This is a genomic window from Pseudomonas sp. YJ42 (genome assembly GCF_047225135.1).
Taxonomy (GTDB): Bacteria; Pseudomonadota; Gammaproteobacteria; order Pseudomonadales; family Pseudomonadaceae; genus Stutzerimonas; species Stutzerimonas stutzeri_E.
In genome coordinates this window covers 2,016,336-2,030,896 of sequence record NZ_CP178378.1, presented here as the reverse complement: position 1 = coordinate 2,030,896, position 14,561 = coordinate 2,016,336, and the positions used below count along the sequence as shown (strand labels likewise).

Annotated in this window: 12 protein-coding genes; 3 read left to right on the top strand and 9 right to left on the bottom strand. The window is 63.6% G+C overall.

The features are described from left to right. Positions 1–108: 108 nt before the first annotated feature. The 3 genes from ACL0K2_RS09145 to ACL0K2_RS09135 form a co-directional block, all read right to left on the bottom strand. Positions 109–3,762 carry an AAA family ATPase gene (locus tag ACL0K2_RS09145; protein WP_413044262.1) on the bottom strand — a complete coding sequence of 1,218 codons (3,654 nt, stop codon included), beginning with the start codon at positions 3,760–3,762 and terminating at the stop codon, positions 109–111. Further along, positions 3,759–4,994: an exonuclease SbcCD subunit D C-terminal domain-containing protein gene (locus ACL0K2_RS09140; protein WP_413044261.1), complete on the bottom strand. Its 1,236-nt coding sequence runs from the start codon at positions 4,992–4,994 to the stop codon at positions 3,759–3,761. Before ACL0K2_RS09140 ends, ACL0K2_RS09145 begins: the two co-directional genes overlap by 4 nt. A 931-nt stretch (positions 4,995–5,925) precedes the next feature. Further along, positions 5,926–6,798 carry a helix-turn-helix transcriptional regulator gene (locus tag ACL0K2_RS09135; RefSeq protein ID WP_413044260.1) on the bottom strand — a complete coding sequence of 291 codons (873 nt, stop codon included), beginning with the start codon at positions 6,796–6,798 and terminating at the stop codon, positions 5,926–5,928. Positions 6,799–7,130: 332 nt separating this feature from the next. Here ACL0K2_RS09135 and ACL0K2_RS09130 point away from each other — a divergent pair, with 332 nt between their 5' ends. Further along, positions 7,131–7,346, top strand: coding sequence for a hypothetical protein (locus ACL0K2_RS09130; RefSeq protein ID WP_045163545.1), 216 nt, complete (start codon positions 7,131–7,133; stop codon positions 7,344–7,346). 35 nt (positions 7,347–7,381) lie between these two features. Here the strand turns inward: ACL0K2_RS09130 and ACL0K2_RS09125 are convergent, their stop codons facing one another. The 4 genes from ACL0K2_RS09125 to ACL0K2_RS09110 are packed head-to-tail and all read right to left on the bottom strand — an operon-like array spanning position 7,382 to position 9,985. Continuing rightward, the gene (locus ACL0K2_RS09125; RefSeq protein ID WP_045163544.1) at positions 7,382–8,710 is read right to left on the bottom strand and encodes a sensor histidine kinase; all 1,329 of its coding nucleotides are present in this window, start codon (positions 8,708–8,710) and stop codon (positions 7,382–7,384) included. Next, the gene (locus ACL0K2_RS09120) at positions 8,707–9,372 is read right to left on the bottom strand and encodes a response regulator transcription factor (RefSeq protein WP_239610498.1); all 666 of its coding nucleotides are present in this window, start codon (positions 9,370–9,372) and stop codon (positions 8,707–8,709) included. Before ACL0K2_RS09120 ends, ACL0K2_RS09125 begins: the two co-directional genes overlap by 4 nt. Beyond that, complete coding sequence (locus ACL0K2_RS09115; RefSeq protein WP_045163542.1) at positions 9,372–9,677, bottom strand: PepSY domain-containing protein; 306 nt, start codon at positions 9,675–9,677, stop codon at positions 9,372–9,374. The genes ACL0K2_RS09120 and ACL0K2_RS09115 overlap by 1 nt, the downstream gene beginning before the upstream one ends. Next, positions 9,677–9,985 carry a PepSY domain-containing protein gene (locus ACL0K2_RS09110; protein ID WP_239610499.1) on the bottom strand — a complete coding sequence of 103 codons (309 nt, stop codon included), beginning with the start codon at positions 9,983–9,985 and terminating at the stop codon, positions 9,677–9,679. The genes ACL0K2_RS09115 and ACL0K2_RS09110 overlap by 1 nt, the downstream gene beginning before the upstream one ends. Before the next feature lie 161 nt (positions 9,986–10,146). Here ACL0K2_RS09110 and ACL0K2_RS09105 point away from each other — a divergent pair, with 161 nt between their 5' ends. Continuing rightward, positions 10,147–10,506 (top strand): copper-binding protein, encoded by a 360-nt coding sequence (locus tag ACL0K2_RS09105; protein ID WP_045163540.1) that lies wholly within the window; start codon positions 10,147–10,149, stop codon positions 10,504–10,506. Between the two features lie 103 nt (positions 10,507–10,609). Here ACL0K2_RS09105 and ACL0K2_RS09100 read toward each other — a convergent pair whose 3' ends face one another. Both ACL0K2_RS09100 and ACL0K2_RS09095 read right to left on the bottom strand, forming a co-directional pair. Then, the gene (locus tag ACL0K2_RS09100) at positions 10,610–12,421 is read right to left on the bottom strand and encodes a thiamine pyrophosphate-requiring protein (RefSeq protein ID WP_413044259.1); all 1,812 of its coding nucleotides are present in this window, start codon (positions 12,419–12,421) and stop codon (positions 10,610–10,612) included. A 189-nt stretch (positions 12,422–12,610) separates the two neighbouring features. After that, positions 12,611–13,396, bottom strand: a complete 786-nt coding sequence (locus ACL0K2_RS09095; protein WP_413044258.1) for a DUF899 domain-containing protein — start codon at positions 13,394–13,396, stop codon at positions 12,611–12,613. A gap of 178 nt (positions 13,397–13,574) precedes the next feature. Between ACL0K2_RS09095 and ACL0K2_RS09090 the strand changes: the two genes are divergently transcribed. Beyond that, positions 13,575–14,462, top strand: a complete 888-nt coding sequence (locus ACL0K2_RS09090) for a pseudouridine synthase (RefSeq protein ID WP_196298693.1) — start codon at positions 13,575–13,577, stop codon at positions 14,460–14,462. Positions 14,463–14,561 lie beyond the last annotated feature (99 nt).

Here is a 14,561-nt window from a genome sequence, read left to right as displayed (position 1 = left end):
CGGCCACAAGCGGTGGGCCCGTTTCACCCTTCCTCGTGCGGAACCTGGCGGCGCCGCCACAAGCGACGTCTGCCGGTTTCGTTTTCACTTCGCACCAAGGCCGGTTGCTCAGCCGCCCCCTCCGGTGATCCGCAGGCCGCTCTGGCCGCTACCCTGCCGTTGCACCTGGATCTGCACCGGAATCCGTTCATGCATTTGCGCTACGTGCGAAATCACCGCGACCTTGCGGCCCTGGGCTTGCAGCGAGTCCAGCGCGTCCATGGCGATCTGCAGCGATTCGGGGTCGAGGCTACCGAAGCCTTCATCGATGAATAGCGATTCGATCTTCAGCTTGCTCGACGCCATCGACGCCAGGCCCAGCGCGAGTGCCAGCGAGACGAGGAAGGTTTCGCCGCCGGACAGCGAATGCACCGAGCGCAGCTCGTCGCCCATCTCGGTGTCCATCACCAGCAATCCCAGCGGACTGCCGCCGCGCTTGAGCCTATAGCGCCTGGCCAGCTGGCGCAGTTGCACGTTGGCATGCTGCACCAGGAGGTCGAGGTTGTAGGCCTGGGCGATCTTGCGGAAGGCTCCGCCGTCGCTGGTTCCGATCAAGGCGGCAATACGCCCCCAGCGCTGGCTTTCGGCGGTCGCGTCGGCGATCTGCTGGAGCAGCGCCTGGCTCTGGTTGCGCCGGCGATCGTCGTCGAGCAGTGCGGCGCGGGTTTCGGTGCTGCGCTGCTCGGCCCTGTCGCAGCTGGCTTGCTGACTACTGAATTGGGTTTCCAGCGTTTCGGCGTCCGGTGGGTTCGTCTGTCCAGACTGGTGTGCCTTCAGCCTCTGCTCGCAGCCGTCGAGGCGCTCGCGACCACGGGCGAGCTGTTCGGTGTTGGCACGCAGACGTTCACGCGCTTCGGCGAGCAGCGTGTCGTCCAGCTGCAATAGCTGCTCCAGGGTTGCATCGTCCAAGTCGGGATGCGCGGCGCGCCAGCTCGCGAGTTCTTCGCTGAGCGTGCTGCGCTCGGCCAGCAGCTCGGCACGGCGCTGAGCGCAATTGTGCTGCTCGCTCGCGAGCCGGGTCAGCTCGAGGCGCGCCTCGTTCAGTTGCCGGTCGATTGCGGCCTGCTGATGACGGGCGAGCTGGATGGCCTTTTCCAATTGCTGCTGCCAGGCCTGGGCGCTGGGCCGTTCGCCGAGGCTTTCGCGCAGGCTCTGGCGACAGGCCTGTTCCCGTGTTTGCAGCTCGGCAAGACGGGTGGTGCAGGCCTTGTGCTGGTCGAGGCGATGCTGTTGTTGTAGCTGCTCGCGCTCCAGTGCTGCCTGGCGCTGCTGTTGTTCGTCTGCCAGCTCGGTCTGCTGCTCGAGCTGCTGGCGTCGGGCCTCGACCTGGCCGTCCAGTTGCATGAACGTATCGGCAGGCGCCTCGCGCCAGCGCGCGAGCAGGGCGGCTGGCATCAGATCGGCGAATTCGGCCAGCTCTTCTTCTAGTCGCGCGTTGTCGCGGGCGATGGCATCGCGCTGCCCGGCCAAGGCCTGGGTGGCCTGAACGCAGGTTTCGCGGGCCCGCTGCGCAGCGTTCAGCAGTTCTTCGCTGCGCTGTTGCAACTTGAGCAGCTCACGTTGACGGCTATTGGCGTGGGCAATGTCGGCCTTGAGCGAGGCCAAACGGCTGTCGAGCCAAGATTGGCGATCCGTTTCCGCCTGGCTCAGCAGGTCGGAATAGCTGGGCAGGGCGCAGAGTTGAGCCTCCAGCTTCGCCAGCTCATCGGCGATTTCCCCCTGTCGCTGACCGTTCTGTTTGATCCCGGTGGAGAGGACGATGTGCTGATCGCGCAGGGCTTGCAGTTTTTCGTCCTGGGCGGCGAGGTGGCGTTGCGCCTGCTCGACTTCGCCCTCATCGTGCTGATCGAGGGCGGCGAGCAGCGCGTCGCCGTCGTGCCAGGGATGCTCGGCGCTGCCGCATACGCTGCACGGCTCGCCCGGTACCAGCGCGGCGCGCAAGGCCTCGACATTGGCGCTACGGGCCAGGCGCTGGCGATCCAGCAGCGCCTGCAAAATCTTCAGCGTCTTCTCCGCTTCGTCGCGCTCGCCGCGCGCCAGCTTGCCGGCCTGGGTGAGGGCATCGAGTTCGTCCTGCTGGCGGCCTTGTTCGCTTTGCAGAGCGCGCTGCTGATTGGCCAACTGTTGCTGGCGAGACCATAGGTTGTGCAGGCCTTCAAGTCCGCGCTCGGCCTTGCGGGAGGCTTCGAGTCCAGTCGTCAGTTTGGCAAGCTGCTCGCCGAGGCTCGTTTCACCGCCGATTTGCTTCTGCAGCTCTTCGAGCGCCTGGCGGGCCGTGGTTTGCGCGGCTTCGGCAGCAATGGCGGTGGCTTCCAGCGCCGGCAATTCCTGTCGACCTTGTTGCAACCGAGCCGCAATCTGCACCGCTTGTTGCAGGCGTGGCCGGTAGCCGCTCCAGGCTGCGCACAGCGGTTGCAATTCGGCGCTGCGCATGAGCGATTCGACGAGGGCGCCGAGCTGCGTGGCCGTCTGTTCCTGTTGCTGGCGCAGCTGGGCCAACGTTGTGTCGCCGGCCTGGCTCGCCAGTTCGGCTTGTTCGGCTTGCTCGCGCGCTTCCCGCAGATCGTTGTCGAGGTGGCTCAGGCGTTCTTCTTCACGGCGAGCCCGCGCGAGCCCGGGCTCGGCGGCTTTGTGCTGCTGTTCGGCGGTTTTCAGCGCCTCGGTCGAGGCGCGGCAGGCCTCTTCCAATTGCCCGACGCAGCGCTCCACGTCCGTGTGCTCGCGCTGATGGCGCGCCAGGGTCTCGTCGACCTTGGCCAACAATGGCGCCAGTTCACGTTCACGAATAAAACGATGGCGTTGCGGTGCCAACTGGTCGAACAGCCCGAGAATGCGCCGGGCATCGGCTAGGTTTTGCTGCTCTTCTTCGGCCTCGGCGAGCTGGCGCCGGGCATTGTCGCGCTCGCCTTGCAGACGGGAAAGGTCCTGCAACCATTGGCGCTGTTGCTTGAGCGCTTCGAGCTGCTGTTGCAGGGTCTTGAGTTCGGCCTGTTGTTGCTCATGCAACGCTTCCAGCGCTTGGCGCGCCTCGGGTTCCAGTGGCTGTACGCCGCCGGCCTGTTGTTGCAGCGCAGCCAGCGCTTCGCGGGCGCGCTTGGCCGCTTCGAAGGCAGCCTGGCCCAGGCGGCTGTAGAGCCCTGTGTCAGTGAGCTTTTCCAGCAGGGTACCGCGGTCGTTGTCGTCGGCCTTGAGAAACGCCGAAAACTCGCTCTGGGCCAGCAGCACCGCGCGGGTGAACTGCGCCAGGGTCAGGCCGAGCTTGGCTTCCAGCAGCTCCTTGAATTCACGCTTCTTGCCGCTGGCCAGCAACTGGTCGCGGTTCAGGTCCAGCAGGCTCTGGTTGCTGGCCTGCAGACGGCCGTCGACTTTCTCGCGGGCGCGCTTGACCTCCCAGCGGGCGCGGTAGCGATGCTGGTCGACGCCGACGAAATCCACCTCGGCATAGCCACTGGCGCAGCCGCGGCGCAGCAGGTTGCGTTCGTCGCCGCTGCCGATCTCGTCGTTGCCGTCAGGCACCTTGCTCAGCAGCGAGGCGCCGTCGAGTCGTGGCGTGCTGCCGAACAGCGCCAGACACAAGGCATCGAGGATGGTGCTCTTGCCCGCCCCGGTGGGCCCGGTGATAGCGAACAGGCCGGCGCTGGCCAAGGGTTCGGCGGTGAAATCGATCACCTGCTCGCCAGCCAGAGAGGCGAGGTTTTTCAGGCGGATGGCGAGGATCTTCATTTGCCGTCTCCTTCGCTGGCGAACTCGACGCTTTGCAGCAGACTGGCGAAATCGTCCAGCGCCTGCTCGTCCGGCGGGTTGCCGAACTGTTCTTCCCAGGCGCGGGCGAAGAGTTCCTGTGGCGTGATCTGGTCGAGGCCGAGCAGGACCTCCGAGTCGGCCTCGCCGCGTTTGCCGGCGTATTCGCTGGCGATGCGCACCAGGCGGCAGGCCTTGCCGGCGAGCGCCACTTCGATGCGCTGGCGCAGGTCGGGCTGAGGCTCGTCGAGCTGCACCCGTACTTCCAGCCAAGGCAGGTTCTCGGTGAACAGGCCCACCGGCGGTAGGGCTTCGAGTTGACTGATCACCTCGGCCAGCGGGGCGCGGCCGATGCGGATCATCGCCACCGCGCGTGGCACCGGCAGGCTTTCAATCCGGCTCAACTGATCGCCATCGAAACTCACCAGCAGCACCTGATGCGGGTAGTTGATCTCGCCGAACGACAGCGGCAACGGCGAGCCGCTGTAGCGAATACGCTCCTGTCCGGCGACCTTCTGCGGCTTGTGCAGGTGACCCAGGGCGACATAGGCGACGGGTTCAGGAAACAGGCTGGCCGGCAGCGCCTCGGCATTGCCGATGACGATGTTGCGTTCCGAATCCTCCGACACTGCGCCACCGGCCATATGCGCGTGGCTCATGGCAATCAGCGCCTGGCCGGGCTGGCGCTGCGCTTCGGCCGCGGCAATCAGGTGCTGGTGCACATGGCGGATGCCGGCCATGTAGTCCTCACCCGTCTCACCGCCGGTAACCTCCGCCGGGCGCAGAAAGGGCAGGGCGAGGCACCAGCCGGCGACCTGGCCCCGGGCATCGTGCAGCGGCACCAGCAAGCGGCCGTGGTCGAGTTGATGGTCAGCCAGCCAGCTGATGCGGCCGATAGCGTGGGTGTTCAGCCGTCGCATCAAGGGACCTGGGAGTTCGATGCGCCCGCCAGAATCGTGGTTGCCGGCGATCATGACGATGTCCAGCTGCGGCAGCTTTTCGTGGGCGCGGACGATGAAATCGTAGAGGCGCTCCTGCGCCTTGAGCGGCGGGTTGACGGTGTCGAAGATATCGCCGGCGATCAGCAGTGCGTCGGGCTGATGGACGATCAGTTGGTCGAGCAGCCAGGCGAGGAACTGCGCATGTTCGTAGTCGCGGTCCTGGCCGTGAAGGGTTTGGCCCAGGTGCCAGTCGGAGGTGTGGATCAGGCGCATACGAGGGGTCTTTTTTCGTTGGAGTCGCGGCGGGGCGCGACTGGATGCGAGGCTGGGCGCAGAATTTGCGAGATGCTTTTGTAGCCGCGAGGGGCGCGCCGAGTCCTTGCTTGCGAGGTCTTTTGGCCTTGGCTTTGTCTTTGGGTTCGCTGAGTGATACCCATTGGCTGGGTTGGCTGGGGCATTGGTTTCGCCCTGCTGGGCGAGTCCCTTTTGGCAGTCGCCGGATGGCCGGCCCCGCCCAAAGGAACCAAAAGGTCTTGCCCCTGCATCCGGGTCTCGCTTCGCGAGACTTCCCTCATTCCATCCGCGCTCCGGGGGCCGGCGTACAAGGGCCATCCATGGCCCTTTACGCCTCTCGCGGCATCCATGCCGCTCGCTCCCCTCCGCGCGGATTCCATTCGGCCTCCTGAAAGGGGCGTTCGGCGTCGTCTGACGGCCTGTTCGTCCTCAAATGAGGAAGGCGCTTTGTTGCTGTCGCTGCTGAAAAACTTCCAGACGCCTCGGTCCCGAGTCCCCTTCACGAGGCCGAGCGTAGGCGTTGCGTAGGGGGACGCGAGGCATGGACGCCGAGCGAGGAGTGATGGGCCAGGGATGGCCCTTCGCGACGCCCCCCGGAGCGGCGCCGGAGGGAGGGAAGTTTTGCGCAGCAAAACCCGGATGCAGGGGTGGCCTTCTTTTTGGTTACTTTTTCTTGGCCACACAAGAAAAAGTAACGCGCCGTGCGAGGCGCAACCTGCAGTGACGACCGATGAAAGTGCGGCGCCGAACTTCGGTGTCGAAGCCGGTAATGCTGCGCGCCCAAACGCGCCCCTATAAAAAGCCAAGAAGCGATATATCTCCCGGCTCGTTGCCGTCCCCCTCGCAACCGGCCAGACGGGCGAAGATGGACGGATAAACTCGCCTCTATGCACGACGCTGCGCAGCCGAGTCATGTGTACAACCACCCCTTCAACCCCTGCAGATTCCTCACCTGAATCTGCTGCGCCGCTGCATTGGCCTGCACGGTGTTGGGATCGATCTGATACCGCTGCAGCACGTATTGCACCAGCGCACCGCGCGTTTTAATCAGTAACTCACCGTTCTCCATCCCATAATCGGTTGCGATGATCGCCTTCTGTTCCGGCGTCAGGCGCGCATCGGGCTCGATGATCACCTCGACCGGCGTGTTCCAGGCCTCGTCGGCGTCCTGGGTGTTGTCACTTTCATCCATCAGGTCCGGCTCGCCGCGAAAGCGGCTGAGCACGAAGTCGCGGAAGCCGCGGTTCTTCTCGCAGTAGGCGCGCACGTGCCAGCGAGTTCCGGTGAAGACCAGGGTGTGCGGTGCCATCACACGGATTTCGACGTCGGGGTGGGCGAGGGACACGTATTCGGTTTCCAGCCGCAACCCTTCACGGCAGGCTTTCAGAATCGGCCGCAAGACTTCCGGGCGGATGCTGCGGTCAGGCATGTGCAGCACCTCGGTATGCGCGTAGGCCAGCGCCAGGCCTTCGATATGCGGCGCGCGGTCGCGGTTCTGGTCGAGCAGGTGCAGGTAGGCGCCGGCGCTGCCATCGATGAACAGCGGGGTGAACCCCTTGCTTGGCTTGTAGCCCTTCAGATGGCGGTCATATGTAAGGTTTTTCGGCGCATGCTCGTTCAGGTAGGTGTTGATGTCCTTCGAAGCCTGTTGCCGGCTGATGCCGAAACTCTGCATCAGGTGTCCGGTCGTCAGACGACCTTCCCACCAGGCCACCGTCTCGATCAGGCGATAGCGCAGCGCCAGGTCCCAGCGGATCTGGCTGATCGATTGCTTCCTTTTCATGTTCGCCTCATCTGCTGGAAAACTTTACACGCGACTATCGGGTGGCTCGACGTGTCGCGCGAAGCTACATATATTCGGGGCGTACATCAAGCGAGCCAAACGAGGACGATGACATCATGAGCCTGTTATTGAACGCGCTGCTGCTTTCCGCGACTGCCTTTGCCGGCATGGGTGTTCTGGCCTGGCTGGCCTACGGCAGAGACGAGGGAAAGTGAACCTGGGCGGACGCGCTCGTTACAGTTTTTTGTCGACCGACGGTCATCCGATGAGTGGTTCGGAATCTCCGAGTGCATTGCCAGGTCTTTGTTTCAGACTCAGCGCACGAGGTCTTCATGAAAACCCTGTCCCGTCACCTTGCCGACAACTTTCCGGCTGACTACAAAACTCGCGTGGAGCCGCAGGACGATGGCTATCTGGTCGTTCGCGTCGGCTACCCCATCAACGGCACCGAAGCCATTCGAATGGTCTCCGGTCGTCAGGTACAGAACGGCCTGTTGGTGGAAACTATCCTGGAAGATATGCGTAACGAGCTGGCGCGCGGCCAGTAAAAACCTCGCCGATCCGTCTGTTCCTGACCCCCTGGTTATTCTTTGCGGCGCGGCTGCGTCGACAAGTGAACGCTTGCCCGCAAACCGCCGAGCGAACTTTGCTCCAACGATAGCCGACCGTTCCAGGCGGCCAGAATATCCCGCACGATGCCAAGCCCCAGTCCGTGTCCTTCGGCGCGCTCGTCGAGGCGAATACCGCGTTCCAGTACCGCTTCGCGTTGGTCTTCTGGAATGCCCGGTCCGTCATCTTCTACCCGAATGAGGTAGCCGCCCGGCGTCCGATCGATGCTCAACAGCACTTCCGAGCGGGCGAATTTGCAGGCGTTGTCCAATAGGTTGCCGAGCAGTTCGAGCATGTCTTCTCGATCCCAGGGCAGGCGGCAATCTTCATGCGTGTGCCAATGCAGATGAAGATCGCGGCGGTGGATCATGTTCAGCGTCTCGAATAACGGCGCGAGTTCTTCGGCGCAATCGAAATAGGCGCCGGGTAGCACGTCGCCGGCCAACCGTGCGCGCCCCAGCTCACGGGCGACGCGTTGCTGGATCTGCTCCAGCTGATCGCGAAGAGCCGCCTGCAACTGCGGATGAGGCTGTAGTTCCTCGTGTCGGATGAGGCTGCCGAGCACCGCCAGTGGCGTTTTCAACGCGTGACCCAGGTTGCCCAAGGCGTGCCGCGAGCGCTTGAGGGTCTCGTCAGTGTGCGCCAGCAGGTGATTGATCTGTTCCACCAACGGCTGCAATTCGAGCGGCGCCTGGATGTCCAGCTGTTGACGCTCGCCTTGCTGCAGCTGAGCGATCTGCTGGCGCGCGCGCTCCAACGGGCGCATGGCGAGCTTAACCGCATAGCGCTGCAGCAGCAGAAACACCAGCAGCGCCAAGCCGACCAGGCCCAGTCCGCCCAGACGAACCTGGGCGAAGCTCTTGAGCACGGGCGTGTAGTCGCGCGCGACGCTGATGACGATGGTCTGCCCGCCGCGCCGGTATTCGGCACGAAAGCTCAGCAGTTGCTGATCCTGCGGGCCTTCGAGGAGGTCGCTGGCCAAACCGTTGGTGGTGGGCCAGGCCGGTTCGGCATCCCACAGCGAGCGGGATCGCCAGCTGCGCGTCGGCAGATCGATGCGAAAATAGTGGCCGGAAAACGCCCGCTGATAGCGAGGATTGAGCCGGTTCGGGTCCAGCTGGAAGCCGTCCGTGCCTTGGACCATGGCGATCAGCAGGCCCTCGGTCTCTTCCCGCAGGTCGATCGCCAGGTTGCGCCGCAGGCCGGCTTCGAATAGCCACAGACTGGTCTGCACCAATAGCAGACCGACCAGCAGCAGGCCTGAAATCAGCCCGAGGCTGAGGCTGCGCTGAATGGACTTCAAGACGCGCCGCCGAAGCGATAACCCTGGCCGCGACGAGTTTCGATCAGCTTGCGACCGAGCTTGCCGCGCAGTCGGTTGACATGCACTTCGATGACGTTGGAGTCGCGCTCGGTTTCGCCGTCATATAGATGTTCGGCCAGCTGGGTCTTCGACAGCAGCTGGCCGGGATGCAGCATGAAGTAGCGCAACAGACGGAACTCGCCGGCGGTCAGTTCGACGTCCTGGCCATCCTGGCTGCAACGCTGGCGCGCTTCGTCCAGGGCCAGCCCGCCGACCTGCAGTAAAGGTTGATTGGCCACGCCGTGGGCGCGCCGCAGCAGCGCCTGGATGCGCAACTGCAGTTCTTCCGGGTGAAAGGGTTTGGTCAGGTAATCGTCGGCACCGGCCTTGAGGCCTTCGATGCGTTCGGCCCAGGAATCACGCGCAGTAAGGACCAGCACCGGCGTGGAAACACCGCGTGCGCGCCAGGCGCGCAAGACCTCCAGCCCCGGCTTGCCAGGCAGGCCGAGGTCCAGAACGATCAGGTCATAGGGCTCGCTGCCGCCCTGGTAATCGGCGTCGCGACCATCGGCCAGCCAATCGGTGGCGTAGCCTTGGCGGCCAAGGCTGGCGATCAGTTCATCGGCCAACGGCACATTGTCTTCGACCAACAACAGGCGCATCAGTCTTCTTCGTCCTTGAGCAGGCGGCCGTCGCGCGCGTCCAATTCAAGTTCGCGGGCGACGCCGTCGGCTGTGAGCAATTCGATTTCATAGACGTAGATCCCATCTTCTTCTTCCAGTTCGGCTTCCAGCAGCCGAGCGCCTGGATAGCGCTCCATGGTGCGCTGCACGAGCGCCTCCAGCGGCATGATCAGCCCTTCGTGGCGTAGCTGCAGGGCTTCGTCCTGATCCAGGTCACGGCCCGCCGCCGGGGTGGCGGCGAGCAGTATGGTCAGGGGAACGCTGAGAAGAGTGGTGGGTCGCATCAATCGTCCTGATGGTCCTTGAGCACTTCGCCGGTCTTGGCGTCGAGCTCCATGTCCCATTGCACACCTTTGTCGTCACGCAGTTCAAGCTGATAGATGTGGCGGCCGTATTCTTCCTCCAGCTCGGTTTCCTCGACAGTGGCGCCCGGATGCTTGGCCAGCGCTGCCTCGTTGAGCTTCTCGAAGGATTGAATGGTGCCGGCATCGCGCAGCTTGAGCGCTTCGTCCGGTCCAAGGTCGCGGGCCATGGCCAGGTTGGCGCCGAGGGCGAGGGTGGCGGCGGTAATCAGGGTAGTCAGTGTTTTCATGGTTTGGTTTTCCTGTGTGGGTTTCGACGATTCACAGATTACGGAACGTGGCTTACGCGAAGCTGAACGAGCGCGATGCCGGGAAAATCGCCCGCTAGCAGTAATCGTCGAGGCGCTATTGTCCAATGCAGCGTACGTCCACCTGTCCCGGGAGGCCTGTCATGAAACCGCTTCATTGCGTCGCGCTCAGCCTGGTGCTGCTCGTTCAACCGGTAGTGGCGCAGGATCTGCTCAAACCGACGGAGCCGGCAGAAGCACCGGAAATCGACGCCGGGCCGGCTACCGAGTTGATGTCCGAGCCGGTCATGCGGGCCACTGGCACCATCGAGGCCATCGATCACGAGCGCGGCGTGGTGACCATCGCCCACGGCCCGGTCCCCGCATTGAAATGGCCGGCCTCGAGCATGGAGTTCCAGGCCAGGCGCGAGCAACTCGACGGCCTGGCCGTAGGCGACGAGGTGCGGATCGGCTTCCAGAGCGAGGCCGGTGAGGCGGCGCTTGTTTCCATCGACAAGCGCTAAAAGTCTGCTTCGCTTCAGTCCGCCTCACCCCACCAGAATCCAAATGCGATCGGCGGTGCGGCAGGCGATGGGCGGGATGACCTGTTGGCGCCAGGACGCCCGCTCACTTCCGGTCCTTGCCCTTGTCTGCGTGGCGGCCCGGCAGGACCTTGCTGAGCACCTGCTTGGCCGATTGCTTGATGATCCCGCCCTGGTCCGGGTCGCCATGCAGCAACGCCGACGCATAGGCCTTGGCCTGCTCCAGCTTGATGTGCGGCGGCAGCGGCGGCACGTCGGGGTCGGTCTTGAATTCGAGCACCACCGGCCGGTCCGCGGCGAACGCCTCGTCCCAGGCGGCCGCGACCTGATCTTCACGGTCGACGTAGATGCCCTTCAGCCCGATGGACTCGGCGAAGCGGTGGTAGGGTACGTTGGGAATATCCTGCGACGCCTCGAACTTCGGATCGCCTTCCATCACGCGCTGCTCCCAAGTCACCTGATTGAGGTCCTCGTTGTTGAAGACGCAGCAGATCCACTGCGAGTTCTGCCACTGCTGCCAATATTTGGAGACGGTGATCAGCTCGGCCATGTTGTTCATCTGCATCGCGCCATCGCCCACCATCGCCACGACCGTGCGTTCCGGGTGCGAAAACTTGGCGGCTATCGCATAAGGCACGGCTGCGCCCATCGAGGCCAAGCCTCCGGACAGCGAGCCCATCATGCCGCGGCGCATCTTCACGTCGCGGGCATACCAGTTGGCGCAGGAACCTGAGTCGCTGGTGACTATGGCGTTATCCGGCAGGCGGGGCGATAGCTCGAAGGCGACGCGCTGCGGGTTGATCGGATGGGCCTCGACCATGGCGCGGTTTTCCAGCAGATGCTCCCAGTCCATGCGCCACTCTTCGACGTGCCTGCGCCATTTTCGCTCGGTTTTTTCCTGCAGCAATGGCAGCAGCGCGCGCAGGGTTTCGGCCGAGTCGCCTTGCAGATTCACCTCCATCGGGTAGCGGATGCTGAGCATGTCGGCCTTTAGGTCGATCTGCACGCCGCGCGCCTGGCCTTCCTTGGGCAGGAATTCGGAGTAGGGGAAGCCCGAGCCGATCATCAGCAGAGTGTCGCACTCGGTCATCAGCTTGTAGCTTGGCTCGGTTCCGAGCAGGCCGATGGAGCCGGTGACCCAGGGGAGGTCGTCAGGCACCGCGGCCTTACCCAATAGCGCCTTGGCTACCCCGGCACCGAGTTTGTCGGCCACGGCGATCACTTCGTCGGTGGCGTTCAGCGCGCCGGCACCCACCAGGATGGCCACCTTCTCGCCGGCATTGAGCACTTCGGCCGCGCGTTGCAGATCTGCGTCGTAAGGCACCATCTTCGGTCGGGTGTAACCGACACCCGAATGCACGGCGCCGTGGGCCCGCGGCGGCTCGCTGTACTCGGCCTCCTGCAGGTCGTTGGGCAGAATCACCGTCGCGACCTTACGCTCGCCCACCGCGGTGCGGATCGCCCGGTCGATCAGGTGTCTGACCTGGGCGGGTGCACTGGCCTGTTCGACGAACGCGCCGGACACGTCCTTGAACAACGCAGGCAGATCGATCTCCTGCTGATAATGGCCGCCCAGCGCAGTGCGCGATTTCTGCCCGGTGATCGCCAGCACCGGCATGTGATCCAGCCGCGCATCGTAAAGGCCGGTGATCAGATGCGCGGCACCTGGGCCGGACGTGGCGATACAGACGCCGAGGCCGCCGCTGAACTTGGCGTCTGCCGCGGCCATGAAGGCCGCCATCTCCTCGTGCCGAGCCTGGATAAAGCGAATCTTCTCGTTGGCACGATTGAGAGCGCCGAACACCCCGTTGATACCATCGCCGGGGTAGCCGTAAATGCGGCGAACGCCCCATTGGTAGAGGCGTTCGATCACGTAGTCACCCACTGTCATTGCCATGGAAACCTCGCTTGATTCGGCTGAGAACTCTTCAGGCCAGTAGGGCTGGGGTATCGCAGGCGCCCAAACAATCACAGTACGCGTGGGATAAGCGGCTTGGGCAGCCCTAGAACATGCCTGGTCGTTCTAGTCTGGACCGGGTAGTGCGGTGAGGGTTTCCCGAGAATTCCTTGCGGCGACGGCGAGCGTTCAGGTGCGATGGCAGCAATCCGCCGATCCCCGATGGTCGCTTGAGCTGACGCGCCCAGTCGAGTCGACGCGATCGTCGCTGTCGTAACGGTCGTGATGGCGAACCCAGTCGGTCAGGTTATGTTGCGGCCCGTTTTCGTTACGCCCATTGGGTGTCATATCGAGCAGCACATAGCTGCCGAGCAGCTCTTCGGCACCACGCCCATAAGCGGAAAAGGTGTGGAAGATGCGTCCGTCCTCGTCGCGATAGAACACGCTGAAGCCCGACAGCTCTTCGCAGACGAACGGCTGCCAGGTGAAGTTATAGAAGACCTTGCCTTCGACGATGTCCTCGGGATCGAACGAGACATGAAAGTCGCGGTTGAAATCGCTGCCAGCAGACGATACCCAGCGGACTTGCCAGCCCATGCGTTGGCGGAAGACTTCGAGCGCCGCGAAGGGCGCCCGCGACACCGCGGCGAAGCTGACGTCATGGTGGGTCAGGTGCACCAGTGCGCCTTGCAGATGGTCCATCTCGAAGGAACAGCCGACGCAGCCTTCCTGCCAGTCGGGGCCGAACATGAAATGCTTGATGATCAGTTGGTTGCGCCCTTCGAACAGCTCGGCCAGGCCCACCGAGCCGTGTGCGTCTTGGAATCGGTAGTCTTTGTCCACCAATGCCCAGGGCAGTTCGCGGCGGGCGGCTGCGAGGGTTTCGCGCTGGTGGGTGACCTGCTTTTCTCTGAGCAGGTGTTCGCTGTGGGCGGCCAGCCATTGCTGACGGGAAACGATCGGATGGTTGTTCATCGTAAACCTCCGCTTGCGGGACGAGCGAATGAAGCATCGATGGTTTTCGATGCATGCTCGGATGGTCGATCGACACCGAGCCAAATCGACACCACCAATGGTGAAATCGATATGAACCGACGGTCGGCACGATGCAGTCGGGTATCATCGCTGGCCAATTCCCATGTGCGTCGTCGTCATGTCCGCCACTGCCCACAACGCCCGCAGCACCCTGCATCTGCCCCAGGGCGACTGGCCCTCGGTGCTCGATTGCTTATGCGCGCATTTCCCCGCGATTGATCGCGCCACCTGGCTGGATCGCTTCGCCAGAGCACGCGTGCTGGGCGCCGACGGGCGGCCGCTCGCGGTTGATCATCCCTATCAAGTGGGGCTGAGGGTTCACTACTTTCGTGAAGTGCCGGAGGAAAAGCCGATTCCCTTCGCGGAGCAGGTGTTGCACCTCGATGAGCATCTGCTGGTGGCGGACAAACCGCATTTCCTGCCGGTGATGCCGGCCGGCGAGTACGTCAACGAAACCCTATTGGCGCGTCTGAGCAAACGTCTGGGCAATCCCGATCTGGTACCCATCCACCGCATTGATCGGCTGACTGCCGGGCTGGTGCTGTTCTCCACCAATCCCGAAAGCCGTGGCCGCTATCAGGCGCTGTTTCGCGAGCGCCGGATCGACAAGCGCTACGAAGCGATCTGCCCGGCGCTACCCGCTCTCGACTTTCCGCGGCAGGAGCGGTTGCACATGGTCGAGGGCGATCCGTTCTTTCTGATGAAACAGGGTGATGGCGCGCCCAACAGCGAGACGCGTATCGAGGTGTTGGAGCGCCGCGGTGCGTTCTGGCGCTACGCACTTTTCCCAGTGACTGGACGCAAGCACCAATTGCGTTTGCAGATGGCCACGCTGGGAGCCGGAATCTGCAACGATCCCTTTTATCCGGAGCTGATCGAGCGCAGTCGTCGTGATCAGGACGACTACGCCAACCCGCTCAAACTGCTGGCACGCGGCCTGGAATTTCGCGATCCGCTGAGCGGCGAGCCACGCCACTTCGAGAGTCGCCTGGCACTGGATTGGTAGAGGGATTCGAATCGTGCGACGGGATGCGCAGGCCGCGGTGTCTTGCCTCGCTGAAGGCCAATCCCGCTGGTAACTTCAGGCGCCACTCTCGTAGGCACC

Excerpts from the sequence above, each read along its gene's own strand:
- ACL0K2_RS09115 (WP_045163542.1), bottom strand. The coding sequence starts at position 9,677 with ATGCGACCCACCACTCTTCTCAGCGTTCCCCTGACCATACTGCTCGCC.
- ACL0K2_RS09090 (WP_196298693.1), top strand. The coding sequence starts at position 13,575 with ATGTCCGCCACTGCCCACAACGCCCGCAGCACCCTGCATCTGCCCCAG.
- ACL0K2_RS09095 (WP_413044258.1), bottom strand. The coding sequence starts at position 13,396 with ATGAACAACCATCCGATCGTTTCCCGTCAGCAATGGCTGGCCGCCCAC.
- ACL0K2_RS09145 (WP_413044262.1), bottom strand. The coding sequence starts at position 3,762 with ATGAAGATCCTCGCCATCCGCCTGAAAAACCTCGCCTCTCTGGCTGGC.
- ACL0K2_RS09135 (WP_413044260.1), bottom strand. The coding sequence starts at position 6,798 with ATGAAAAGGAAGCAATCGATCAGCCAGATCCGCTGGGACCTGGCGCTG.
- ACL0K2_RS09100 (WP_413044259.1), bottom strand. The coding sequence starts at position 12,421 with ATGGCAATGACAGTGGGTGACTACGTGATCGAACGCCTCTACCAATGG.
- ACL0K2_RS09110 (WP_239610499.1), bottom strand. The coding sequence starts at position 9,985 with ATGAAAACACTGACTACCCTGATTACCGCCGCCACCCTCGCCCTCGGC.
- ACL0K2_RS09130 (WP_045163545.1), top strand. The coding sequence starts at position 7,131 with ATGAAAACCCTGTCCCGTCACCTTGCCGACAACTTTCCGGCTGACTAC.
- ACL0K2_RS09105 (WP_045163540.1), top strand. The coding sequence starts at position 10,147 with ATGAAACCGCTTCATTGCGTCGCGCTCAGCCTGGTGCTGCTCGTTCAA.
- ACL0K2_RS09140 (WP_413044261.1), bottom strand. The coding sequence starts at position 4,994 with ATGCGCCTGATCCACACCTCCGACTGGCACCTGGGCCAAACCCTTCAC.
- ACL0K2_RS09120 (WP_239610498.1), bottom strand. The coding sequence starts at position 9,372 with ATGCGCCTGTTGTTGGTCGAAGACAATGTGCCGTTGGCCGATGAACTG.